This window comes from Streptomyces sp. NPDC050508 (assembly GCF_040655155.1).
Taxonomy (GTDB): Bacteria; Actinomycetota; Actinomycetes; order Streptomycetales; family Streptomycetaceae; genus Streptomyces.
On record NZ_JBFAJJ010000019.1, the window covers coordinates 101,755 to 122,570 of the forward strand.

18 protein-coding genes are annotated in these 20,816 nt (G+C 70.9%); 1 reads left to right on the top strand and 17 read right to left on the bottom strand.

Translation table 11 applies throughout. The features are described 5' to 3' along the window. Positions 1–3 precede the first annotated feature (3 nt). Genes AB0I69_RS39555 through AB0I69_RS39570 form a run of 4 tightly spaced genes read right to left on the bottom strand, consistent with a single transcriptional unit; the run spans position 4 to position 5,527 of the window. Positions 4–1,356 (bottom strand): aromatic ring-hydroxylating dioxygenase subunit alpha, encoded by a 1,353-nt coding sequence (locus AB0I69_RS39555; RefSeq protein WP_363100602.1) that lies wholly within the window; start codon positions 1,354–1,356, stop codon positions 4–6. A gap of 30 nt (positions 1,357–1,386) precedes the next feature. Next, the gene (locus AB0I69_RS39560) at positions 1,387–3,333 is read right to left on the bottom strand and encodes a primary-amine oxidase (protein ID WP_363100603.1); all 1,947 of its coding nucleotides are present in this window, start codon (positions 3,331–3,333) and stop codon (positions 1,387–1,389) included. Further along, positions 3,330–4,877 carry a gamma-glutamyltransferase gene (locus AB0I69_RS39565; protein WP_363100604.1) on the bottom strand — a complete coding sequence of 516 codons (1,548 nt, stop codon included), beginning with the start codon at positions 4,875–4,877 and terminating at the stop codon, positions 3,330–3,332. Before AB0I69_RS39565 ends, AB0I69_RS39560 begins: the two co-directional genes overlap by 4 nt. Further along, positions 4,874–5,527, bottom strand: a complete 654-nt coding sequence (locus tag AB0I69_RS39570; RefSeq protein ID WP_363100605.1) for a cyclase family protein — start codon at positions 5,525–5,527, stop codon at positions 4,874–4,876. Before AB0I69_RS39570 ends, AB0I69_RS39565 begins: the two co-directional genes overlap by 4 nt. Before the next feature lie 137 nt (positions 5,528–5,664). On the opposite strand from AB0I69_RS39570, the gene AB0I69_RS39575 reads away from it, so the two are divergent. After that, on the top strand, positions 5,665–6,369 hold the full coding sequence (locus tag AB0I69_RS39575) for a GntR family transcriptional regulator (RefSeq protein ID WP_363100606.1): 705 nt from the start codon (positions 5,665–5,667) through the stop codon (positions 6,367–6,369). 35 nt (positions 6,370–6,404) lie between these two features. Here AB0I69_RS39575 and solA read toward each other — a convergent pair whose 3' ends face one another. The 13 genes from solA to AB0I69_RS39640 form a co-directional block, all read right to left on the bottom strand. Continuing rightward, positions 6,405–9,179: an N-methyl-L-tryptophan oxidase gene (solA, locus tag AB0I69_RS39580; protein ID WP_363100607.1), complete on the bottom strand. Its 2,775-nt coding sequence runs from the start codon at positions 9,177–9,179 to the stop codon at positions 6,405–6,407. Continuing rightward, positions 9,176–10,633 carry an aldehyde dehydrogenase family protein gene (locus AB0I69_RS39585; RefSeq protein ID WP_363100608.1) on the bottom strand — a complete coding sequence of 486 codons (1,458 nt, stop codon included), beginning with the start codon at positions 10,631–10,633 and terminating at the stop codon, positions 9,176–9,178. The genes solA and AB0I69_RS39585 overlap by 4 nt, the downstream gene beginning before the upstream one ends. An 11-nt stretch (positions 10,634–10,644) precedes the next feature. Further along, positions 10,645–11,532 (bottom strand): creatininase family protein, encoded by an 888-nt coding sequence (locus AB0I69_RS39590; protein ID WP_363100609.1) that lies wholly within the window; start codon positions 11,530–11,532, stop codon positions 10,645–10,647. Positions 11,533–11,563: 31 nt separating this feature from the next. After that, positions 11,564–12,022 (bottom strand): cytidine deaminase, encoded by a 459-nt coding sequence (locus AB0I69_RS39595; RefSeq protein WP_363100610.1) that lies wholly within the window; start codon positions 12,020–12,022, stop codon positions 11,564–11,566. Next, positions 12,019–12,783, bottom strand: a complete 765-nt coding sequence (locus AB0I69_RS39600) for an amidohydrolase family protein (protein WP_363100611.1) — start codon at positions 12,781–12,783, stop codon at positions 12,019–12,021. The genes AB0I69_RS39595 and AB0I69_RS39600 overlap by 4 nt, the downstream gene beginning before the upstream one ends. Before the next feature lie 26 nt (positions 12,784–12,809). Beyond that, on the bottom strand, positions 12,810–13,793 hold the full coding sequence (locus AB0I69_RS39605; protein WP_363100612.1) for an oligopeptide/dipeptide ABC transporter ATP-binding protein: 984 nt from the start codon (positions 13,791–13,793) through the stop codon (positions 12,810–12,812). Further along, complete coding sequence (locus AB0I69_RS39610; protein ID WP_363100613.1) at positions 13,790–14,803, bottom strand: ABC transporter ATP-binding protein; 1,014 nt, start codon at positions 14,801–14,803, stop codon at positions 13,790–13,792. The genes AB0I69_RS39605 and AB0I69_RS39610 overlap by 4 nt, the downstream gene beginning before the upstream one ends. After that, on the bottom strand, positions 14,800–15,489 hold the full coding sequence (locus AB0I69_RS39615; protein WP_363100614.1) for an alpha/beta hydrolase: 690 nt from the start codon (positions 15,487–15,489) through the stop codon (positions 14,800–14,802). Before AB0I69_RS39615 ends, AB0I69_RS39610 begins: the two co-directional genes overlap by 4 nt. 5 nt (positions 15,490–15,494) lie before the next feature. Next, positions 15,495–16,565: an ABC transporter permease gene (locus AB0I69_RS39620; RefSeq protein ID WP_363100615.1), complete on the bottom strand. Its 1,071-nt coding sequence runs from the start codon at positions 16,563–16,565 to the stop codon at positions 15,495–15,497. Next, the gene (locus AB0I69_RS39625) at positions 16,562–17,473 is read right to left on the bottom strand and encodes an ABC transporter permease (RefSeq protein ID WP_363100616.1); all 912 of its coding nucleotides are present in this window, start codon (positions 17,471–17,473) and stop codon (positions 16,562–16,564) included. The genes AB0I69_RS39620 and AB0I69_RS39625 overlap by 4 nt, the downstream gene beginning before the upstream one ends. Next, positions 17,466–19,121: an ABC transporter substrate-binding protein gene (locus AB0I69_RS39630; protein WP_363100617.1), complete on the bottom strand. Its 1,656-nt coding sequence runs from the start codon at positions 19,119–19,121 to the stop codon at positions 17,466–17,468. Before AB0I69_RS39630 ends, AB0I69_RS39625 begins: the two co-directional genes overlap by 8 nt. A gap of 152 nt (positions 19,122–19,273) precedes the next feature. Then, positions 19,274–20,077 (bottom strand): N-acyl homoserine lactonase family protein, encoded by an 804-nt coding sequence (locus tag AB0I69_RS39635; protein ID WP_363100618.1) that lies wholly within the window; start codon positions 20,075–20,077, stop codon positions 19,274–19,276. A 166-nt stretch (positions 20,078–20,243) separates the two neighbouring features. After that, complete coding sequence (locus AB0I69_RS39640) at positions 20,244–20,801, bottom strand: CGNR zinc finger domain-containing protein (protein WP_363100619.1); 558 nt, start codon at positions 20,799–20,801, stop codon at positions 20,244–20,246. Positions 20,802–20,816 lie beyond the last annotated feature (15 nt).

A 20,816-nucleotide genomic window follows, 5' to 3' on the forward strand; every position in this document is an offset into this window, starting at 1 on the left:
TGCTCAGCCGTCCGTTCCCAGCGGCTGCGCCCAACTGCTGTCGGCGCGCTGCTTGTCGGTGACGGCCGCCCAGTGTTCCCGCCAGCCTTCGGTGGGGCCGATTCCGTCCAGGGCGACCGGTCCGTGCAGCCGCCCCGCCTCCTCGGCCGGCAGCACCAGCGGCGGATCCTCGCCGCGCTCGACGGCGCTGATGGCCTCGCCGAGCATCCGGCGGTACATCACGATGGCCTTGTCGGAGCGGCCCAGATGCTCGCGGGTACGGTCCTGGACGGCCCCCTGTCCCTCCACCGCCCACTGGTCGTGCACGTTGATGTCGGTGCCGAGCCCGGTGTACGTGGTCGTCCGCTGTTCCACCGGGTCGTAGCCGTAGCCGTTCGTGCGGCCGAAGCGCGGCCGGTAGTCGGGCAGGGTGACCGCGCCGACCCGCTGCCGGCGCATCTCGCCCTGGTCCACCGGGCCGCCGACACTGGTGAACAGGGCGTACCAGTAACTGGAGTTGTCGTCGATCGGCACATGCCACTGGGTGATCGCCGTCTCCGCGTCGAGCGGGATGTGGAAGGCGTGCGGGAACACCTGGTGGGTGATGCGGACATGGGTACGGCTGCCGTCCATCGGCAGACCCTGCGTGTCCGTTCCGTCGAGTGTGCGCCGTGCGGTGAGGCGGATGCCGTACGCGGTGCGGGCGGCGTCGATGTCGGGGCGGCCGTACTCGCGCAGGATCTTCGTCATCGGGAGGTCGGTGCCCTGGGAGGCGGCGCGGAACTGTTTGCCGTAGCTGTCGGCGGGGTCCTCGTCCTGGAAGAAGCGGTGGAGGTAGGAGGCGTGGGCCGGGTCGATGCCGACCTCCAGGGCCTGGAGCCAGTTGCACTCCAACAGCCCTTTCCAGGCGAAGGCGTGGTCGGCGGGGGCCTGGAAGCAGTCCAGGGCGGGGAGTTGGGGAGGTTCGCCGGGGCCGAGGTAACCCCAGATGATCCCGTTGATCTCGCGGACCGGGTAACTGCCCAGCCGTACACGGGACTTGAGCGGGCTGTCGACGGGCTCGGCGGGAGTGTCCAGACAGGAGCCGTCTCGGGCGAACAGCCAGCCGTGGAAGCAGCAGCGCAGCCCGCCGTCCTCCAGTCGACCGAGCGCCAGGTCGGCGCCCCGGTGCGGACAGCCGCGGTCGACGAGGCCGAGTTCGCCGTGCTCGTCGCGGAACAGGACCAGGTCCTGGCCCATCACTTTGGGGGCCACCAGCGGTCGAACGCCGTCGAGTTCCTCGCTGAGGGCGATCGGCTGCCAGTAGCGGCGCATCCACTCACCGGCCGGGGTACCGGGCCCGGTCCGGGTGAGCCGTGTGTTCTCTTCCTCGCGCATGGGACGCCTTTCGGGGGAGGGGAGGCGCGGTCAGCCGCAGCAGTGGTCCGGTGCCGAGGGGCTCGGCGCGTGACAGGAGTTGGGTGCGGGTACGTCCAGGGCCGGGTTGCGGTCGAAGAAGCCGTCGGGTTCGAGGCGTAGCCGGGCCTTGGCCACCGGCATCACCGGCCATTCCTCGGGGCGCGGGAAGTGGTGCGAGCCGACCGTGGCCCACAGCACCAGGTCCGTGCCGTCCAACGACCGGTTCTCCTCCTGCCACTTGTGGACACCGTCCGCGCCGGGCTCGGCCTGGTTCGGGTATTCGCCGCCGACGAACCGCCGCTCCGCGTCGTAGGCCGTCGCCCACAACTGCCTTCCCACGAACGGGGCTCGGCGTGCGCACACGCTGTCCTCGCGTACCGGCAGCACGGCCGTGTTCTCCAAGTGCACGCGGTATGCGGTCGGTTCGCCCATCCGGTTGCGGGACTCGGTGCTCTCGACCCGCCAGTGCAGTCCGCGGGACGGATCGGTGCGCCGGGCGCCCTCCGACTCGCTGAGGATCGGACGCAGCACGGTCCGGGCCGCGTTGCCGTACGGATCGAGCACGGGGTCGGGCTCGTGCTCGGCGGTGACCTCGACCAGCCGGTTGGGATCGCCGTCCACCGCCATGTCGAGGCGGACGCTGAAGAAGTGCTGGTGGTTGGTGACCGCGACGTTCGGCGCGACGCGGCGCGCGTACGGGGTCGCCTCGTCCTCCTCGACGCCGGTGGCGGAGAGGATGCCGGTCATCTTGATCTCCAGCATCACCGAACCGTCCTGGTACAGCGACCAGTAGAAGCCGTAGTCGTAGTTGGCGACGGTGGCGAACGCCGAGATGATCAGCCGGCGCGAACGGCGCACCTCCGTACGGCCCGTGCGGCCGTCGTGGTGCTTCCACAGAATCCCGTCGTCCTCCTCGTGCACACACACGGCGTTGGGGATGAGCCGGGGCACGCCGTCGCCGCCGAGCACCGCCGCGTCGAAGTACTGGATGACTCCGAGGCAATCGCAGCCCAGGGCAAGGGAGTTGGTGAGCGGGCCCGCGCCGTACTCGCCCCAGTCGAAGAAGTTCTTCCGGTACTGGGTGGAAGCGGTGTCGAAGTACGGGACGTACATCTCGTTGACGGCCGCACGCCGGATCACCTGCCGAGGACCCTTCCCGGCCGCCGCGAAGGCGAGGTCGTGCAGCACCAGCCCCTCGCGATGGCTGAAACCGACCCGCACCGACCACCCCTGCCAGTCGATTCGCTGCCCGGTGACGGTGAAGCTCGGGCCGTCCGGCTGGACGACCTCCAGCGGCTTCAGCCCGGGCCGCTCGTCCACCGTCCCGGCGGCGAACACGCCCGACTCCTCCGACAGCGGGATCACCCCGTGATCCTCGATGTGCAGGATCTGCATGGTCTCCATGTCGATGATCGGCACCACGCCCTGCACCGGGCGGGCGTAGCCGTTGTCGTCCTCGTCGGTGCGGTGCCAGACGCTGCCCCAGGTCAGGCGGCGGCCCGCGTACTCGGGCGGCTCGAACCCGCCGATCGACTCCGGGTCCACCATCACCAACGACACGTCGTGGATACCGCGCAGCGCCAGCGCCTCCCGGAAGCGCGGGTCCGCCCGACAGGCCGCCGCTGCCTGTCGCGCCTCCTCGGAGGAACAGCCCGGGCTGCGTATGTCCAACTCGCGCCAGGCGGTGGTCTGCGGCTTGTCGCCGAGTTCGAGGTCGACCTCGAAGGCGTGGCGGGCGGAGGTGGAGAAGACGACCGCGCGGGCCCGCCGGGTGTCCCCGGGCGCGGCGCGCCGGGCGTGGTCCTCGTCCAGCGCCACACCCCAGAAACGCGCGTCGTCGGGAACCCGGGTGTCGACCCTCAACACGCCTACAACCGCGGCCAGTTCGGAGACGGTGAGCGGGTCCAGCGGGTGGGGTGCGTCGGCCGGTACGGGTTCGGGGGCGAGAGTGCTCACAGCGGGTTTCCTTCCGAGGTGGTGCCGCCGTCGGCGCGGGGATCGGAGGCGCCGTCCAGCCGACCGGTGGCGGACAGTCGTACGGCCTGGATGTGACCGGCCAGATCGGTACGGCCCGGCGCCACGACGACCGGAACCACCGACGAGAACGCGCCCGCGACCGCTGGGACGGACCCGGGCTCGGCCAGCAGGGTCGGCGTCGCCTGGCCGATGTCGCGGGCGCCGATCACCCAGCGCGGGCGGGCCAGCACGGTGGCGGGTTCGGCGGCCGGGACCATCAGGTCAGGCACCGTCTGGGCGAGGATCTGCGGCTGCGCCCGGCCGCCCTGGCAACCGGCCGCGAGCAGCAGGCCGGCGGACCGGCCGAGTACGGGGCAGAGGGTGTGCGGGGGCCGCAGGCCGGGGCCGATGAGGGCCGGATGGCCGGGCAGGAGGCTGAACGCCGAGCCGCGGTTGTGCAGCACGATCCCCGTCTCCGGATCGCAGATGCCGGAACCGAAGGTCTGGTAGACGCTCTGGATCAGCGAGACGGCCAGCCCGGACGCGTCCACGGCGGTGATCGCGACGGTGTCCCCGGCGGGCCGGAAGGACGGCTCGGGTGGTCGCGCACCGGCGAGCGGAGCCGGGCGGAGCAGTCCGTCCAGGTCGACGGGCGAGGGGCCGAGCGGATCACCGAGCAGCAAGTCGCGTGCTGCGGAGGCATCTTGGCAGCCGGCGGCCAGCACGCCGGTACGCTCCGGCTCCGGCAGCTTCGCCACCGAGACCGCGGTCTCCAGTACGGCCAGCAGACTCGCCCCCTGACTCGGCGGCGGTGCGGTCCACCAGCGGGTTCCGGCCGCGTCCAGCGTCAACGGCTCGACGCTCTCCGCCTGATGGGCCGCGAGATCGCTCGCGGTGAGCGAACTCCCGGCCCGGCGCAGGCCATTCGCCAATGCCTCGGCGACCGCGCCCCGGTAGAAGGACGTCGGATCGTCGGCGAGCGTCCGTAGTACGGCGGCCAGTTGGGGCTGGGGGAGCGGGTCGCCCTCGTCGAGCGGTACGCCGTCGGGGCCGGTCAGCAGCGCGGTCAGCCCGGGGTCCGCGGAGATCTGCGGGGCCCGCTCACGTATGGCGCGCGCCAGACCGGCCGATACGGTGGCGCCGTCCGCCGCCAGTTCGGCGGCATCGCGCAGCGCGGCGGCCAGGGCACCAGGCGTGCCGTGGGCTTCGGCGAGCGCCGTCCAGCCCGCCACCACACCGGGCACGGTCACCGTCTGCGGCCCCTGCGCGGGCATCCGCCGGTCGGCGGCGCGCAGCGCTTCGACGTCTACGGCCTGTGCGGCGGCCCCCGCCGAGACCACCGCGCGCACCGACCCGCCGGGGGCGTGGACGAGGGCGATCAAGTCGCCGCCCAGGGAGCACTGGTGGGGGTAGACGACGGTGAGGGCGGCGGCTGCCGCCAGCGCCGCGTCCACGGCATTGCCGCCCCGCTCGGTCGCGCGACGGGCCGCCGTCAGCGCGGCCGGGTGCGGTGCGGCCAGGATCAGCCGGGGGGCGGTTGTCACGCCTCGTCCCTCTGGAAGAGCACGGTGCGGGAGGGGGCGGCTTCGGCGCCCTGGAGGGGCAGGGGGAGGGAGAGCATGTCGTAGACCCCGGCCGGTGTGTGGAGGAGGTCCACGACCTCCAGGATCAACACCTCGGCGGAGCACAGGAGTTGATGGGTCTCCCAGTGGGTGGTGTAGGCGACCGCTTCGATGCTCAGGTAGTCGATGCCCGCGGTGCGCACCCCGGCCTCGATGAGCCGTTCCGCGCCGTCCGGAGCCAGCCCGACCCACTGCCGGGCCTTCCACGGACTGCGCAGCACACCCTCGGAGTTGCTGGTGCGCAGCAGCACCCGCTCCTCGTCGCCGAGGCCGGCCGCGTCGAGGTCGGCTGCGGTGATCTGCTCCTTGACGTGGGTCAGGTCCAGCACCCGCGCTGTTCCGTTGAGTGCGGACAGGTCGAGCCGGTCGACCGTCTTGCCGCCGTCGATGAAGTGGGCCGGAGCGTCGATGTGGGTGCCGGTGTGGGCGCCGATGCGCCAGCGGCTCACATTGGAGGGATCGCCCGCGGTACGGGACTCGACGATCTCCACCTCGGGGCGGCGGCCCCAGTGCAGCATGCCGGGATGGATGGAAACGGACACGTCGATCGCCTTGGCGAAGTCCAGATTCATGCGGCCCTCCTATTGGATGCGGATATCATGGAAGTGGATCCAAAAATGAGCGGCTGTGGACGCCCTCGGCCGCGTGGGAAACTGCTCCACCACCGCGCAGCCCCAGACCGCCCCCGAGAAGGGTTTGACCGACTCCGATGACGCCTCAGACTGACGAGAGTCCCCTCGTCGACGACATCGCGGCCCGCATCCGCGCGCGGATCATGAACGGCGAGCTGGCGATCGGCAAACCGCTGCGCCAGGCGGCGCTGGCCACCGAGTTCGGGGTCAGCCGCACACCGGTGCGCGAGGCGCTGCGGCAGCTGCAGAACGGCGGGCTGATCGAGATGCAGCCGAACCGCGGTGCCGTGGTCCGGGTACCGGCCCCATGGGAGGTGCGCCAGGCGTACGAGGTGCGGGCCGAGCTGGAGGGAATGGCCGCGAGGCGCGCCGCCTCCCGCATCACGGAACGCGGCCTCGCCGCGCTGCGCGAGCACAACGCCGTCCTGTGCGAGGCCGTGGCGCGGGTCGCCGGTGAGGGGAAGGGGGCCGGCAGCCCCAACACCACCGCGGCCAACGACTGTTTCCACACGGTCATCTGCGAAGCGGCCGACAATCCGTGGCTGACCCGCATGATCGACCGGATCAACGAGAGCTTCCCGCGCAACGTCTCCTCGCTCGCCCTCGCCGGCGACGAACGCCATCGGCAGCTGAACATCCGTCAGCACGAGGCGGTGATCGACGCGTTGGCCGCTCACGACGCCGACCGCGCCGACGAGTTGATGCGCGAGCACGTCATCAGTTCCGGCGAGCATCTGACGGCCTGGTACGAACGCCGGTCCCAGACCGTCTTCCACGGCTGAACGGCGGGTCCGGGGCGGCTTCCCGGTGCGGCCCTTCACGGGGTGCCGCCGGGAAACAGTCGCGCAGGGGAGAGGAAATCCAGGTCCGGACGGGCGATCCCGCACACGAGGTCGGCCAGTGCCTCACCGATCGCCGGTCCGAACTTGAACCCGTGCCCGGAGCACGCCGACGCGACCAACACCTGCGGCACGCCCGGTACTTCGCCGACCACGAAACGCCGGTCGGCCGTCATCGTGTACAGGCACGTCAGGCTCTCGGTCACCGGCCCGGCGCCGGGCAGCACCTGGGCCACCGCCTCGGCAAGCAGGGCGAGTTCGGCGGCGGTCGCTTCGGGCCGGGGCGCGTGTGGGTCCCAGGGTGGGCCGCTGTCCAGCCCTGCCTTGAGACCGCGCCCGTCGGCCGCGGGGAACCCGTACAGGAGTCCTTGCGGCAGGTCGACGGAGAAGCTGCCGAGGCCCGAGGGGCCGAGCGGGCCCGCCGGGTCGGCGGCGAAGTAGGCGTTGATGATTCGAGTGACCGTCAGATGCGCGGCCAGGGAGGGGACTTGGGCTGCCGTCCAGGGGCCGGTGCACAGCACCAGACGGCGAGTGCGCAGGACGGCCTTGCCGGTGCGGACCACGACCTCGTCGCCGTCCGGTTCCCAGCCGAGGACGGGGGCGTGGTCGTGGATGTGCGCGCCCGAGCGTTCGGCGAGGGTCAGTTGGGCGCGCAGGGTCTCCTGTGCGTCGATGATGCCGGCGCGCGGGTCGTGTACGGCCGTGAAGCCGGGGGGCAGTCGCAGTCCCGGGAAGATCCGTGCCGCCTCGTCGGCGTCGACCTGACGGCAACCGGGGCCGCGCAGGGGATCGGGGCGGTCCTGCGGCGCTGCGTACAACCCGCCCGTGATGTCGAGTAGTTGGGACTTCGAGATGCCTTCGAGCTCCGCCCACGCCTGGTAGGCGGTGTCGACCAGGGCGTCCCAGTCGGGGTGGGGATAGGCGCGGCGGATCATCCGGGTCGCTCCGTGCGAGGAGCCCAAGTCGTGGCCCAGGCCAAACTGTTCGAGCCCGAGGACGTCGAGTCCGCGCGCGGCCAGATGACGTAGGGCGGCGCTGCCGTGTACGCCTAGGCCGACCACGATTGCGTCGTGACAGCGGGAGTTGGGGTGTGGGGCGTGCGGGGTGGAGGCGAGGGCTGGTCCGGTTGCCGGGGCTGAAGCTGTGGGCGTGAGCGGAGGTTCCGAAGACGACGGTCTGGGCCCGACGCCCGGCGCCGCGTCCGGCGTGGTTGCGGTTGCCGGTCCGGGAGTTGCGGGGGCGGCGCCCTGCGCCAGATCCTGCGGGTTCGCGGGCGTGGGCGAGGACATGACCCGAGGAGCCGAGAGCGGCGGCGTTGCGGTATCGATCCCCGGCTTCGAGGCATCCGACCCCGAACCTTCCGACCTCGAACTCTCCGGTCCTGAACTCTCCGTTCCTGAACCCTCCGGTCCTGAACCCCGCGATCCTGAGGCCTCGGCCACCGTGACCTCCGACCCCACGTCCTCCGCCCCGGAATCCCTTCGCCCCCTGGCCGACCCCGTACCGCGCCCCTGCAAGCAGACGATCTCCCGCACCGCCTCCACCAGCGCGTCCAAATCATCCTGGTCGTTGTAGACGTGGACGGACGCCCGGACCACCTTGGTCAGCCCCCGGTGATCCATGTCCCAGCGGCCGTGCCCCGCCGGCACCGCGATCAAGTGGACCCGGCGGTAGGCGAGTTGCTTCTGCACCTCGGAGGCGTCCAGCCCATCCACCACGAACGTGACGATGGCGCCGCCCGCAGCAGGCGGGTCGGTGACATGGACGCCCGGGAGTGCGGAGAGGCGATCCCGCAGCGAGGCGGCGAGGGTGGCCAGGTGTCGGGCGACGGTGTCGACGCCGAGTGTGCCGAGGTCGGTCAGTGCCGCGCCGAGGCCGAGGCGCAGGGCGTGTGCGGCCTCCCACAGTTCGAAGCGTTTGGCGTCCGGCACCAGTTCCCAGCTCCGCTCGGACGTCCACCGGGCGCCTCGCACATCGGGTGCCTCAGGGGTGAGCCGGTCCAGGAGCGGGCGGCGGACCGCGAGCAGGCCGGTGCCGCGTGGGCCGCGCAGGAACTTGCGGCCGGTTCCGATGAGCAGGTCGCAGCCGATGGCGCCCATGTCCACCGGTAGTTGGCCGAGCGACTGGGTGGCGTCCAGCAGGAAGGGCACTCCGTGGTCACCGGCCAACACGCCTATCGCGGCGGCTGGTTCGACCAGTCCCGATGAGGTCGGCACGTGGGCGGCCGTCACCAGAGCGGCGGGCCCCGCGCGCAACGCCGTCTCCAGGGCCTCCAAGTCCACTGCCCCGTCAGGTGCGTTGGGCAGCAGCTCGACCCGGACACCGTGGTCGCGTTCGACCGACAGCAGATGCAGCGCGCTGCTGACGTAACTGGAGCGAGCCGCCAACACCCGGTCGCCGGGCCGCAGTCGGAGCGCCGACACGGCCCGTTGCCAGCCGGCCGTCGCGCTCTCGACGAGGGCGACCTCCTCCAGCCGGGCGCCGAGGAGCTCGGCGGTACGCGCGTAGACGGCCTCCAGGGCGGGAGCCGCGTGTTTGGCGGCCTCGTAACCGCCGGACAGGCTCTCCGCGCGCAGGTGGTCGATGACCGCCTCGACGGTGCCGTTGGCGAGCAGGGCCGCACCGGCCGAGTTGAAGTGGTGGCCGGTGAACGAGCCGGGCGTACGGGCGCGTTCGGCCGCGACGTTCAGGGTGCGCGGGTGCGGTGGGTTCGGGGGCGAGGCGGCCGTTCCGGCCGTCACGGGCGCGCTCACAGGGCGATCGTCACGCTCTTGAGCTCGGTGAACCCGTCGACGGCGGCGTCGCCGAGGTCCCTCCCGAGGCCGGACTGCTTCATCCCGCCGAAGGCCACGGCGGGGTCGAACTCGTTGTACGTGTTGACCCACACGGTCCCGACCTCCAGCGCGGCGGCCGTGCGATGGGCGCGGGCCAGACTGCCGGTCCAGACGCCGGCGGCGAGCCCGTACTCGGTGTCGTTGGCCAGCGCGATCGCCTCCTCCTCGCTGTCGAAGGGCAGGATCGTGGCGACCGGGCCGAAGATCTCCTCCCGGGCGATCCGCATGTCGGGGCTGACGTCCGTGAACACCGTCGGCGGCACGAACCACCCCGGCCCGGGCAGCGGTTCACCGCCCACGACCACCTCGGCACCCTCGGCGCGGCCCAGCCGGACGTAGCCGGTGACACGGTCGTACTGCTCCTGCGACACCAGCGGACCGATGTTGATACCGCCCGACAGCCCCGGGCCGATCCGCAGCGCCTCCACCGCCGGCGTCAGCCGATCCAGGAACTCCTTCACGATCGCGCGCTCCACCAGCAGCCTGCTGCCCGCCGTGCACATCTGCCCGGAGTGCCCGAACACCGCGCGCACGGCGTTCGGTACGGCCGCATCGAGATCGGCGTCGGCGAAGACGATGTTGGGGGACTTGCCGCCCAGTTCGAGAGTGAGCCGCTTGAGCGACGGTGCCGCCGCGGCCATGATGTGCCGCCCGACCTCGGTGGACCCGGTGAAGGACACCTTGGCGACACCGGGATGAGAGACCAGCTCCGCACCCGTACGACCGTCGCCCGTAAGGACGTTGACCACGCCCTCGGGCACGCCCGCCTCCAGGCAGAGCGCGGCCAGCCGCAGCGCGGTGAGCGGGGTCTGCTCGGCCGGCTTGACCACGACCGTGCAACCCGCAGCCAGGGCCGGCGCGAGCTTCCACGCGGCGATCATGAAGGGGAAGTTCCACGGCAGTACGGCGGCCACCACGCCGACCGGTTCGCGGACGCTGTACACATGCCGGTCCGGGCCGGCCGCGTGCACGGTGCCCTCCAGGCGGGTCGGGGTGCCGGCGAAATGGCGGATGGCCTGGAGGCCCAACTCCACATCGCCGCGGGCACGTTCGATGGCCTTGCCGTTGTCCAGGGTGTCCAGCACCGCAAGTTGCTCGGCGTCGCGCTCCACCAGATCGGCGAGGCGCAACAGGACGTCACGGCGCCGCCGGGGCGGCAGCCCGCGCCAACGGCCGTCCCGGTGTGCGGCGTTGGCGGCCTCGACCGCCGCCGACACCTCGGCGGAGCCCGCCTGGACGACGGTGGTGAGCTGCTGCTGGGTGGCGGGGTCGAGCACCGGTATCCGCTCCGTCGCGGTGCCGGTGGTCCACTCGCCGCCGATGAGCATGGGCTCGCAGTCCGGCAGTCGGGGGATCACGATGCTGGGGTCCACCTTGTTCTCCTTCACGCCTGGCGTCCGGGACGGTGAGTGGGGTCGGGCCACGGCTCGCGCACCGCCGTGGACACCGCCCGGGCTGTGGTCAGGACGCAGCGGTCGAACTCCGCCTCGCCGTGCTTGGAGTTGGCGTCGGTCACGTCCCTGCCCCAGACCCCGGTCTCGCTGACCTGGTCCATGCGGTAGTCCCAGAACGAGTCGACGTCGACGTGGGAGGTGGCCCGTTCCATCCGGACCAGCTCCGGTGCGAGGTGCAGCATCACGGACGTCTCGAAGAAGTTGGCGTGCATCAACGCCCGGCCGTGGGTGACGTGTCCGTCGACCTCGGGCCCCGGGTACATCGTCACGTACCCCAACGCCCGCACCCGTGCGTCCCGGTGACGGACCCTCAACTTCTCGGCCGACACGTCGAGGGCGCCGTTGTTCCAGATGTGCCCGTTGAGCAGGATGAACTGCCGTACTCCGGAGGCGTACAGGGAGTCGATGACGTCCTCGACGACGGCGATCATGGTCTCCGGCCGCAGGGCCACCGTCCCGGCGAAGTCGCCGTGCGACGCGGACACCCCGAAGCTCAGGGGCGGGACGACGGGTACGCCGGTGAGTGCGGAGACGCCGAGGGCGACCGCCTCGCAGATACGGGTGTCCACGGCGAGGGGGAGATGCGGGCCGTGCTGCTCGGTGGCGCCGACCGGGATGATGACCGCGTCCTGGCCCGCGGCCGTGGACTCCGCCTCCGGCCAGGTCAACTCCTCCCACAGCACCGGCGATCCGGACCCGCCCAACTGCGCGGCGAGTTCGGGGACATCGAGCCCTGTGGGGATCGTTCGTCCGGACGGACCGGTGACGAAGACGGACGACATGGCTCTCCTCTCCTCGGGACCGATGGCGTTGGTCATCGGCACAGGCTCTTCTCGGGATCGACGGCGCTCACCATCGGCGTCGGCTCTTCTCGGGCAGCAGGTCCAGGGCACGCAACGGGACGGGCTTGTCCCCGTCGACCGTGGTGACCCACACGGTGGCGTCCGGGCAGTAGTCGCTGATCAGTTCACGGCACACCCCGCACGGCGCGATGATCCGGAACCACCCCGCCGGCTTGATCTGCACCGACACCACCGACGTGATGCTCAGCTCCGCCCCGGCGGGCAGCGCGCCCCGGGCGGTGCCCATGGCCACGCCCTCGGCGCAGATCGAACTTCGCCGGCAGGAACCCTCCACATGGACCCCGGTGTGCACCCGGCCGTCCGCGGTGCGGAGCGCGGTCGCGACCTCGTGGCGGCCCGACTGCCAGACCCGGGCCAGCAAGTGCTGTGCGGTGGCGAGGAGTTCGACGTCGTCCTCGTCCATCGACGGCGGTACGGAAACGGGCCGCACACCCACGGCGCTCATACCGTCAGCCCCAGCAGCCGGGCCATGTTGCCGCCCTCGACCAGCGCACGGTCCTTCTCGTCCTCGACCGCCTTCGCGATCTTCATGCGCTCCAGGTCGAAGTCGGAACCGGGCCACTCGCTCCCCATCAGGATCTTCTCGGGTCCGAGCCGCGCGTAGGCGCGCTTGACGTCGCTCATCAGCGTCGCCGAGGTCTCCAGGTACACGTGCGGCTGCCGTTCGGCGACGATGATCGCTTCCGGCACGTTCCACACCGCCCCCATGTGCGCGATGATCGTGGGGACTTGGGGGTGGTCCCGGGCGATCTCCTCGATGGCCAACGGGGCGCAGAACGCGTCGTCGAGGGCGTTGATCAGCACCAGCAGCCCGCGCTGTGCGCACGCCTCGAACACCGGGTCCAGCAGGCCGTGGTCGGCGACGTGGTAGCCGTGCAGACTCGGGTGCAGCTTCAGACCCACCAGACCCGCATCCGCCATCCGGTCGATCTCGTCGAGCGCGTCGTCGGCCTGCGGCATCACCTGCCCGAAGCCGAAGAACCGGTCCGGGTACGAGGCCACCAACGAGGCGATGAAGTCGTTCTCGATGCGCTGCGCGAGCGAGCACACCATCGCCATGTCCACCCCGGCCGCGTCCATCCGGTCGAGGATGCGGCGTGGCTCGAAGGGCTTGTACGGCGGTGGGGCCTGGCCCTTGCGGGCGCCGGTGAGGTAGTCGGAACGGCCGCGGACGTCCTGAGTGGTGTTGTACGCGTCGATGATCAAGGCGGTTCGTCCTTACTCGGTACGGGCTAGTCGCTGCTCGCGACGTGCTGCTCGCTTGACACCAGGGGCAGATGGCAGCGCACACTGCGGCCCGGCGTGATCTCGCGCAGCTCGGGCGCGCTGGTGCGGCACCGCTCCGTGGCGATCGGGCACCGGGTGCGGAACAGACAGCCCTCGGGCGGGTTCGCCGGATCGGGCAACTCGCCCTCCAGCACCTGCTGTTCACGGGCTGCTCCGGGCCGTAGCACCGGAACGGAGGACAGCAGCGCCCGGCTGTAGGGATGCGCGGGGGTGGCGAAGAAGGCGTCCCGGGAGGCGACTTCGATGATCTGGCCGAGGTACATGACCGCGATCCGGTCGGCGATGTGCCGGACGACGCCCAGGTCGTGCGAGATGAACAGCATCGTCAGGCCCCGGTCGCGGACCAGGTCCGACAGCAGGTTCAGCACCTGGGCCTGGATCGACACGTCCAGCGCCGAGACCGCCTCGTCGGCCACCACGAACTGCGGTGACGAGGCCAACGCCCGTGCGATACCGATGCGTTGGCGCTGACCACCGGAGAACTCGTGCGGCCTGCGCGCGCCGGCCTCGGCGCCGAGACCGACCAGGTCGAGGAGTTCAGCCACCGCCTTCGTGGCCTCGGCGCGGGTGGCGCCGCGTGCCCGGAGGAGGGGTTCGGCGACGATGTCGGCGATCCGGCGGCGCGGGTTCAGCGAGCCGAAGGGGTCCTGGAAGACCATCTGCAACTCGGCCCGGGTGCGCCGCAGTTGGCGTCCGCGCAGCCGGGTGAGGTCGGTGCCGTCGAACTCGATACGGCCCGAGGCGGGTTCGATCACGCGCAACAGGGCGCGGCCGAGCGTGGACTTGCCGCACCCCGACTCGCCGACCAGACCGAGGGTCTCGCCCTGGAGGATGTCGAGGTCGACGTCCCGCAGCGCCCTGACCCGGCCGCCCGCCCGTCCCGGGTACTCGACGCGCAACTCGCGGGCCTGGATGAGCGCGGCGGTCATGCGATGCCTCCCTGGGAGCGGGCCGTGGCACGGGCGGGGGAGGGCAGCACACAGGCGTCGAGGTGCCCGTCGTCGCCGTGCCGCTGCCGCAGTACGGGCCGCTCGGAACACGCGTCGTGGGCGAAGGGGCACCGGGGCGCGAACGCGCAGCCGGACGGTCGTTCCACCCCGGTCAGCGGGTTGCCCGCGATGGTCGGCAGCCGTCGTACGACAGGACCGTCGATCGGTGGGACGGAACCCAACAACCCCATGGTGTAGGGGTGTTGGGGGTGGAACAGCACCTCCTCGCGCAGCCCCTGCTCCACGATGCGGCCCGCATACATCACCGCCACCCGGTCGGCGACCTCGGCCACGACACCCAGGTCGTGGGTGATCAGCAGCACGGAGGTGCCATGGTCGCCCTGGACGCGTTTGAGGACGGCGAGGACCTGGGCCTGGATCGTGACGTCGAGTGCGGTGGTGGGTTCGTCGGCGATGAGTACTGCCGGGTCGTTGGCCAGGCCCATGGCGATCATCACGCGTTGGCGCATGCCCCCGGAGAGCTGGTGCGGGTAGGCGCGTGCCGTGCGGTCCGGGCCTGCGATGCCGACCTCGCCGAGCAACTCGACGGCCCGGGCCGTCGCCTGACCCCGCGTCACATCACGATGGGCGCGGATCATCTCGGAGACCTGGGCGCCCGCCCGGTGCAGCGGGTTGAGCGCGGCCAGCGCGTCCTGGAAGACGACCGCGATGTCCTTGCCGCGCACACCGCGCAACTCCCGCTCCGACGCGGCCACCAGGTCACGGCCCTTGAAGGTCGCCTCACCGCTGATGTGGGTGCGTGGGCTGCGGTTCAGGCCGACCAGGCTCATCGACAGGGCGGACTTCCCGGATCCCGACTCGCCCACCAGCGCGAGGACTTCACCCTGGTGGAGGGTCAGGTCCACTCCGTCCACGGCGGGCAGCCGGCCACCCGGGACGTCGAACTGGACGCGCAGGTCCCGGACTTCGAGCACGGACGCCGACGTCATGAGCCCTCGCCCACGGCCATGGCCGCCGTGTGGATCAGGTCGGCGACGCGCTCCGGCCATACGAGGGTCGTGTAGTGGCTGCCCGGCACGTGCTCGACGGTGGCCTTCATCCGGGCCGCCATATCGTTCTGGATCTCCGGGCGGAGTGTGCGGTCGTCGTCCGCGATCAGGTACCAACTGGGCAGAGTGCGCCAGGCGGGTGAGCCCGTCGGCTGCCTGAAGATGAGGTTCTCCGCCTTGCGCCCCTCCGCCTCCACCACGGCACGCTGCTCCGGCGAGAGATCGGGGCCTATCTCCGCCCAGAACGCGTCGCTCGTCTCGGACTTCCACTCACCGTTCGGGCCGCGCCGCATGTACTTGGAGATCTCGGCCTCCTCGTACCGTTCGACGATCTCGTTGACCGTCTCGCCCTCGTCCGGCCCGAACGCGGCTATGTAGACAAGGCCGTTGACCCGCCTATCGCGTCCGACGTTGCTGATGACCGCGCCGCCGTAGGAGTGCCCGGCCAGCAGCACCGGGCCTGTCGTTTCCTCCAACACGGCCGCGGTGTTGGCGACATCGTCCTCCAGTGAGGTCATCGGGTTGGTGACGGTGAACAGCCGGTGGCCGCGGGCCGTCAGCAGGGGCTGGACCGCCGACCAGGTCGTCGGCCGTCCGCCGGCGCCGTGGACCAGCACGATGTCCATGCGGGTCATCCTTTCCGTAGCCGCGGATCGAGGACCGTGTACAGCAGGTCCACCGCGTGGTTGACCAGGGTGAAGAGGAGAGCGATGGCGAGGGCGGCGCCCTGCACGACGGGGTAGTCGCGTTGCAGGACGCCCTGCACGAGCAGGCGGCCGACACCGGCGTACGAGAAGACCGTCTCGGTGATCACCGAACCGCCCAGCAGGGAGCCGAACTGGAGCCCGAGGACGGTCACGATGGGGAGCCATGAGTTGCGCAGCACGTGGTGGCGGATCACCACGCTCTCGCTCAGGCCCTTCATCCGGGCGGTCCGCACGAAGTCGTCGTCGAGGACCTCCAGCACCGAGGCGCGCACGATGCGGGTGATGAACCCGGCCATCGACAGCGCCAACGTGACGGCGGGCAGGATCAGATGCTGGATCCAGGGCCAGACCAGCTCGGGGCGGTTCTGCAGAATCGCGTCCAGGAGAACGAAGTTGGTCGTCGGGTTGTAGTCGAGCGAGCTGGGCAACCGGCCGAGGACCGGGAGCCAGCGCAGCCACACGCCGAACACGACGATGCCGAGCACCCCGAGCGCGAACCAGGGCAGCGAGAAGCTCACCGTGGCCACGGCCCGCGTCGACTGGTCGATCCAACTGCCCTTGCGCAGCGCGGCGATGACACCCGTGACGACACCTAGCAGGACCGCGATCGTCATCGCCGCGAGCGTCAACTCGATGGTGGCAGGGAGGGCGTCGCCGAGCAGACCCAGGACGCTGTTGGAGCCGTAGAACGAGGTGCCGAGCCGGAGATGCACGAGGTCGTTGAGGAAGCTGCCGTACTGGACGAGCAGTGGTCGGTCGAGGCCGAGTGCCTTGTTGACGCGTGCCTCGTTCACCGCCAGTTGGGACGCGGAGAGGTTGTTGCCGCCGGCCGCGAGCGAGGTCGCCGGTGAGCCGGGCAGCAGGCGCATCGCGAGGAACACCAGGCTGGCCAGCGCGAACAGCACGACGGGGATGACCGCGAGCCGTCGTAGGACCAACAGGGCTGTTCTCGAAGCCCATTTGGGGCGGGGGAGGGGGAGTAGCGCGGTGGTCATGCCGGCCCCCGTACGTCGAGCGCGTCGCGCAGGTCGTCGCCGACGAAGTTGCAGGCGACGACGAAGAGGAGCGTGAAGGTCGCGGGGAGGACGACCAGTCGGGGTGCCGTGTAGAGGAACTCCTGTCCCGCCTGGACCATGTAGCCCCAGTCCGGCTGCGGGGGTTGGATGCCGAGGCCGAGGTAGGACAGACCGGCGGCGAAACCGGCCGCGATCGAGAGCGTCATGACGACCTGGGCGAGCATCGGTCCTGCGATGTTCGGGAGGAGTTCGCGGGCGAGGATGCGCGGGGTGCGGGTGCCGCCCAGTTTGGAGGCGACGACGTAGTCCCGGGCGGCCTCGCGGGCGGTCAGGGCGCGGGCCAGCCGGGCCAGCCCCGGCGCGAGGGACACCCCGATGCCGAAGACCAGACTCACCGTGCCCGGCCCCGCTGCCGCCACGAGCAGGATCACCAGCAGGATGGACGGGAACGCGAGCGCGAGGTCCACGATCCGCATCAGGACCTGTTCGACGACACCGCCCGCATACCCGGCAACGAGCCCGATCCCCGTGCCCACGACGGCCGCCAGCGCGGTAGCCGCGAACGCCACGAGCAGCAACGGGCGGGCGCCGTGCACCAGTCGGGCCAGTTCGTCACGGCCCAGGTCGTCCGTGCCGAACAGATGGCCCGCGGAGCCCATCGGCAACAGCGCCGACGACGTCTGACGCAGCGGGTCCGCCTGGACGAACAGCGGCCCTACGGCGGCCACCAGGACCAGCACGATCAGGACGAGCCAGGACAGCACGGCCGGCCACGACCGCGCCAACCGGCGCCGACGCCATGCGGCGAGGACCGTCCGCCCGGCGAGGGCGGACGAAGAAGGCCGCACGGTCGCCACGGGTGGTGGAGCGGTCGTGGTGTCAGACACTGGCCTTCTCCATGTAACAGCGGTGGTTGGCCAGCGCCGCCGTGTTCATGTGCTTCACGTGCGAGCCGCTGACCACCAGGTTGGCGAAGCAGGCCAGCATCGACAGGACCATGTAGTCCTCGGCCCACCGGCGTTGGATCTTCGTGTAGGCAGCCGTGCGCTGCGCGCCGAGGGGCAGGTTCTTGGCCGTGTCCAGCTCCGCCTGGAGCGAGGCGGCGTCCTTGAGCGTGTCCATGCCGGTGATGGTCGCGCCGTAGAGGCCGGTGGGGCTGGCCATGGCGCCGACCATGTCGTTGGCGTCCGGGACGTAGGTGTTGCGCTCCCAGATCATCAGGTCGTGGTAGTCGTCCTTGCCGTCGAGGAGCCGGGTGAAGTAGGTGGCCGGGTCGACGGACGTGGTGACCACCTTGAAGCCGACGTCGGTCAGGTTCTGGGCGACGATCTGCGCGGCCTTCGGGTGCCAGGAGTCGCTCGCCGCCATCAGCCGGATACGCCGGCCGCCCGCGCCCGCCTCGGCGACGAGCTTCTTCGCCGTGGCGGTGTCCTGCGTGCTGAGGTCGGCGAGGCTGGTGTCGTAGCCGCTCTGGGCGGGCGGGATGGCGTAGCCCCCGGGCAGCGCGCCCACGCCGTAGAAGGCCTGGTCGAGGATGGCCTTGCGGTCGATCGCGAGGTTGATGGCCTGGCGGACCTTGAGCTCGGGGACGCGGCGGGCGTCGATCATCAGGATCGCGTTGGCGTTGTACGGCGTCTTGTAGACCGTCACCGAGTCGTCCTTGCGGAGCTGTGCGGCGGCGGAGTACGGGGTGAACTGGGTGGCCGAGATGTCGCCGCTGAGCAGCGAACTGACGATCGTCGACGGGTCCTGGACCTGGCGCAGCACCAGCCGGTCGACGGGCGGTCTGCCGAGGCGGAAGTCGTCGAAGGCCGTGAGGGTGATCGACTGGCCGGAGGTGGCGGCCGAGAAGGCGAAGGGGCCGGTGCCGACGAGGTGCTTGCCGATGTCGGCGCCGTACTTCTTCAGCGCGGCCTTGGAGATGATGCGGCCACCGATGTCGGACAGTTGGCCGAGGGCGGTGCGGTCCGGCTTCTTGAGGACCATCTTGACGGTGAGGTCGTCGGGGGCGGTCAGCGAGGCGACGTTCGCGCCGAGGTCCGACAGCGGGCGGGTGGCGCCCTTGGGCAGCGTCTTGTCCTTCTCGTCGAACTGCCGCCCCAGGCTGGCCAGGACGTCCGCCGAGGTGAGCGTGGTGCCGTCGTGGAACTTGACGCCCTCGCGCAGGGCGAAGGTGTAGGTGAGCTGGTCGTCGGAGATCGTCCAGCTCTTCGCCAGGTCGGGGGTGGGCTCGTTGGTCTCGAAGGAGATGAAGGTCAGGCCCCGACAGATGCAGTCGACGGCCATCCAGTCGCCCAACGAGGTGTAGAACGACGGGTCGTTGACCGAGCTGGTCGCGTCGATGGCCAGGGTCAGCGTGCCGCCCTTGCTGCTTCCCTTGGCGTCGTCGGCCGCGGCACCACAGGCACTGAGCAGGGCGGGGAGCCCGAAGCCGACTCCCACTCCGAGAAGCCCCGCGCCCCGGAGCATGGTGCGGCGCGACGCCGTCGACGGGGCGGAGCCGGGTGAGGACGATCCAGCTGACTGGTCCGGCATGTGGGCCTCCTTGGGCACCGATCCTCGAATAATGGATCTCAAAGTGTCGAGATTGGATCCAAAAACATGTTCACGGGCCACAGGGTCTCTCTCGTGTCCCGGGTGTTAAAGGCGTGTGAACCGGGCTGTGGGTGAGATCCGGCCACTGCCGGCTATGTGCCGGACAGTCCTCGACGGTTCATCAACTCCGGCCAGACCACGGGGTCATGGCCGGGGATGAGCTCGTAGCCGCGTTCGGCGGCGATGCTCTTGAGGCGGCGGATGGGCTCGACGGTGCTCTCCGGGGCGACACCGATCGAGGCGCCGATCGGGCGCTCGTGCTCGATGTTCTCGGTGAGGTCGGCGGCGTCGAAGGCGAACACGAAGCCGCCGCCGTCCGCGAGGTCGACGACGAAACTCTGGTGTCCGGGAGTGTGCCCGGCGGTCAGTACGGCGGTCACGCCGGGCGCGATCTCCGTGTCGCCGTCGGCCTGTTGCCAGTCGATACGCGGGTCGTCGAAGTCGACGCGGAAGATCGAGTGGCGCTCGACCGCGGGCTGCCCGGACAGGCCGTAGGCGAGTTCCTCGCGTTGTACGTGCACCGGGACCCGCCCCGCGAAGTGCTTGAGACCGCCCGCGTGATCGGCGTGCAGATGACTGACGGCCACCGCGTGGATCGCGTCCATCGCGATGCCGGCCGCGTCGAGGGCCTCCTCCAGGGGCTCGCCGGGGCCCGGCAGGATCGGCCGGTAGTTGGGGGAGCCGTAGAAACGGCGGCGCAGGGCCGGGTCCCGGATCAGTGCCGTGTTGAAGCCGGTGTCCAGCAGCAGCCAGCCGCCGTCGCACTCCAGGAGGACGGCGGGCACGGGTTCACGCAGCCGTTCCTCGTACGGGGCGCCGTGCACGGAAACGGACTTGGGGAGTTCCTCCCAGCCCAGCAGCAGCGGCACGATCCTTCGTACGCCGTGGCGTGTCATGAGGGGTACGGGTGGGGCGGGGTGTGCATCGGCGTGATCCGTTCCGGGGTGCAGGGGGGACGGGGGTGCGGGTTCTGGAGGTCAGCTACGGGGATCCACACTTTAAGTATCTGGATACAAAGGGCGGTTGCGGGGACGTGAACAAGTTCTCTCCCTTGACGCCCGCTCAGGCCGTCCTGCTGCGCAGCGTCTCCTTCTTGGCCCGGTTTCCGCAGGTGCCCATGGAGCACCAACGGCGGTTTCCGGGGCGGGAGGTGTCCAGGAACACGGCTCCGCAGGTCGGGCCCGCGCAGTTGCGGAGACGGGCGAGCGACGGGGAGGTCACGAGGTCCAGGGCGTCGCGGGCGACGAGGGCGAGGGCGGCCCGGACGGGATCGTCGGCCTGCCAGGCGAGGTGCCCTGCCGGGTCGAGGCGCGGTACGGGAACGGCGTGTGCCGCGGCCGAGTTGACCTGTTCGCGGCAGCGGGCGTCGGGCGCACGGCCGGCCCGGGCGGCGGTGATCAGGGCATGGACGGCCTCCCGTAGAGCGCGCGCGTTCGCGGCATCGGGATGTGGATGTCCTGTCACGGTGGTGCAAGGGCCGCACTGCCGTACCCACGCCAACAACGCCTCGGCGTCCGGGAGTTCCTCCACCGCGTCGGGCGAACCGCGGTGGCGCAGGGTGCGGATGAAGTCCAGGCAGGGGCGGCCGGCGCCCTGGCGGAAACGGGGAGTTGCTGACACGGCTTCACCTTAGCT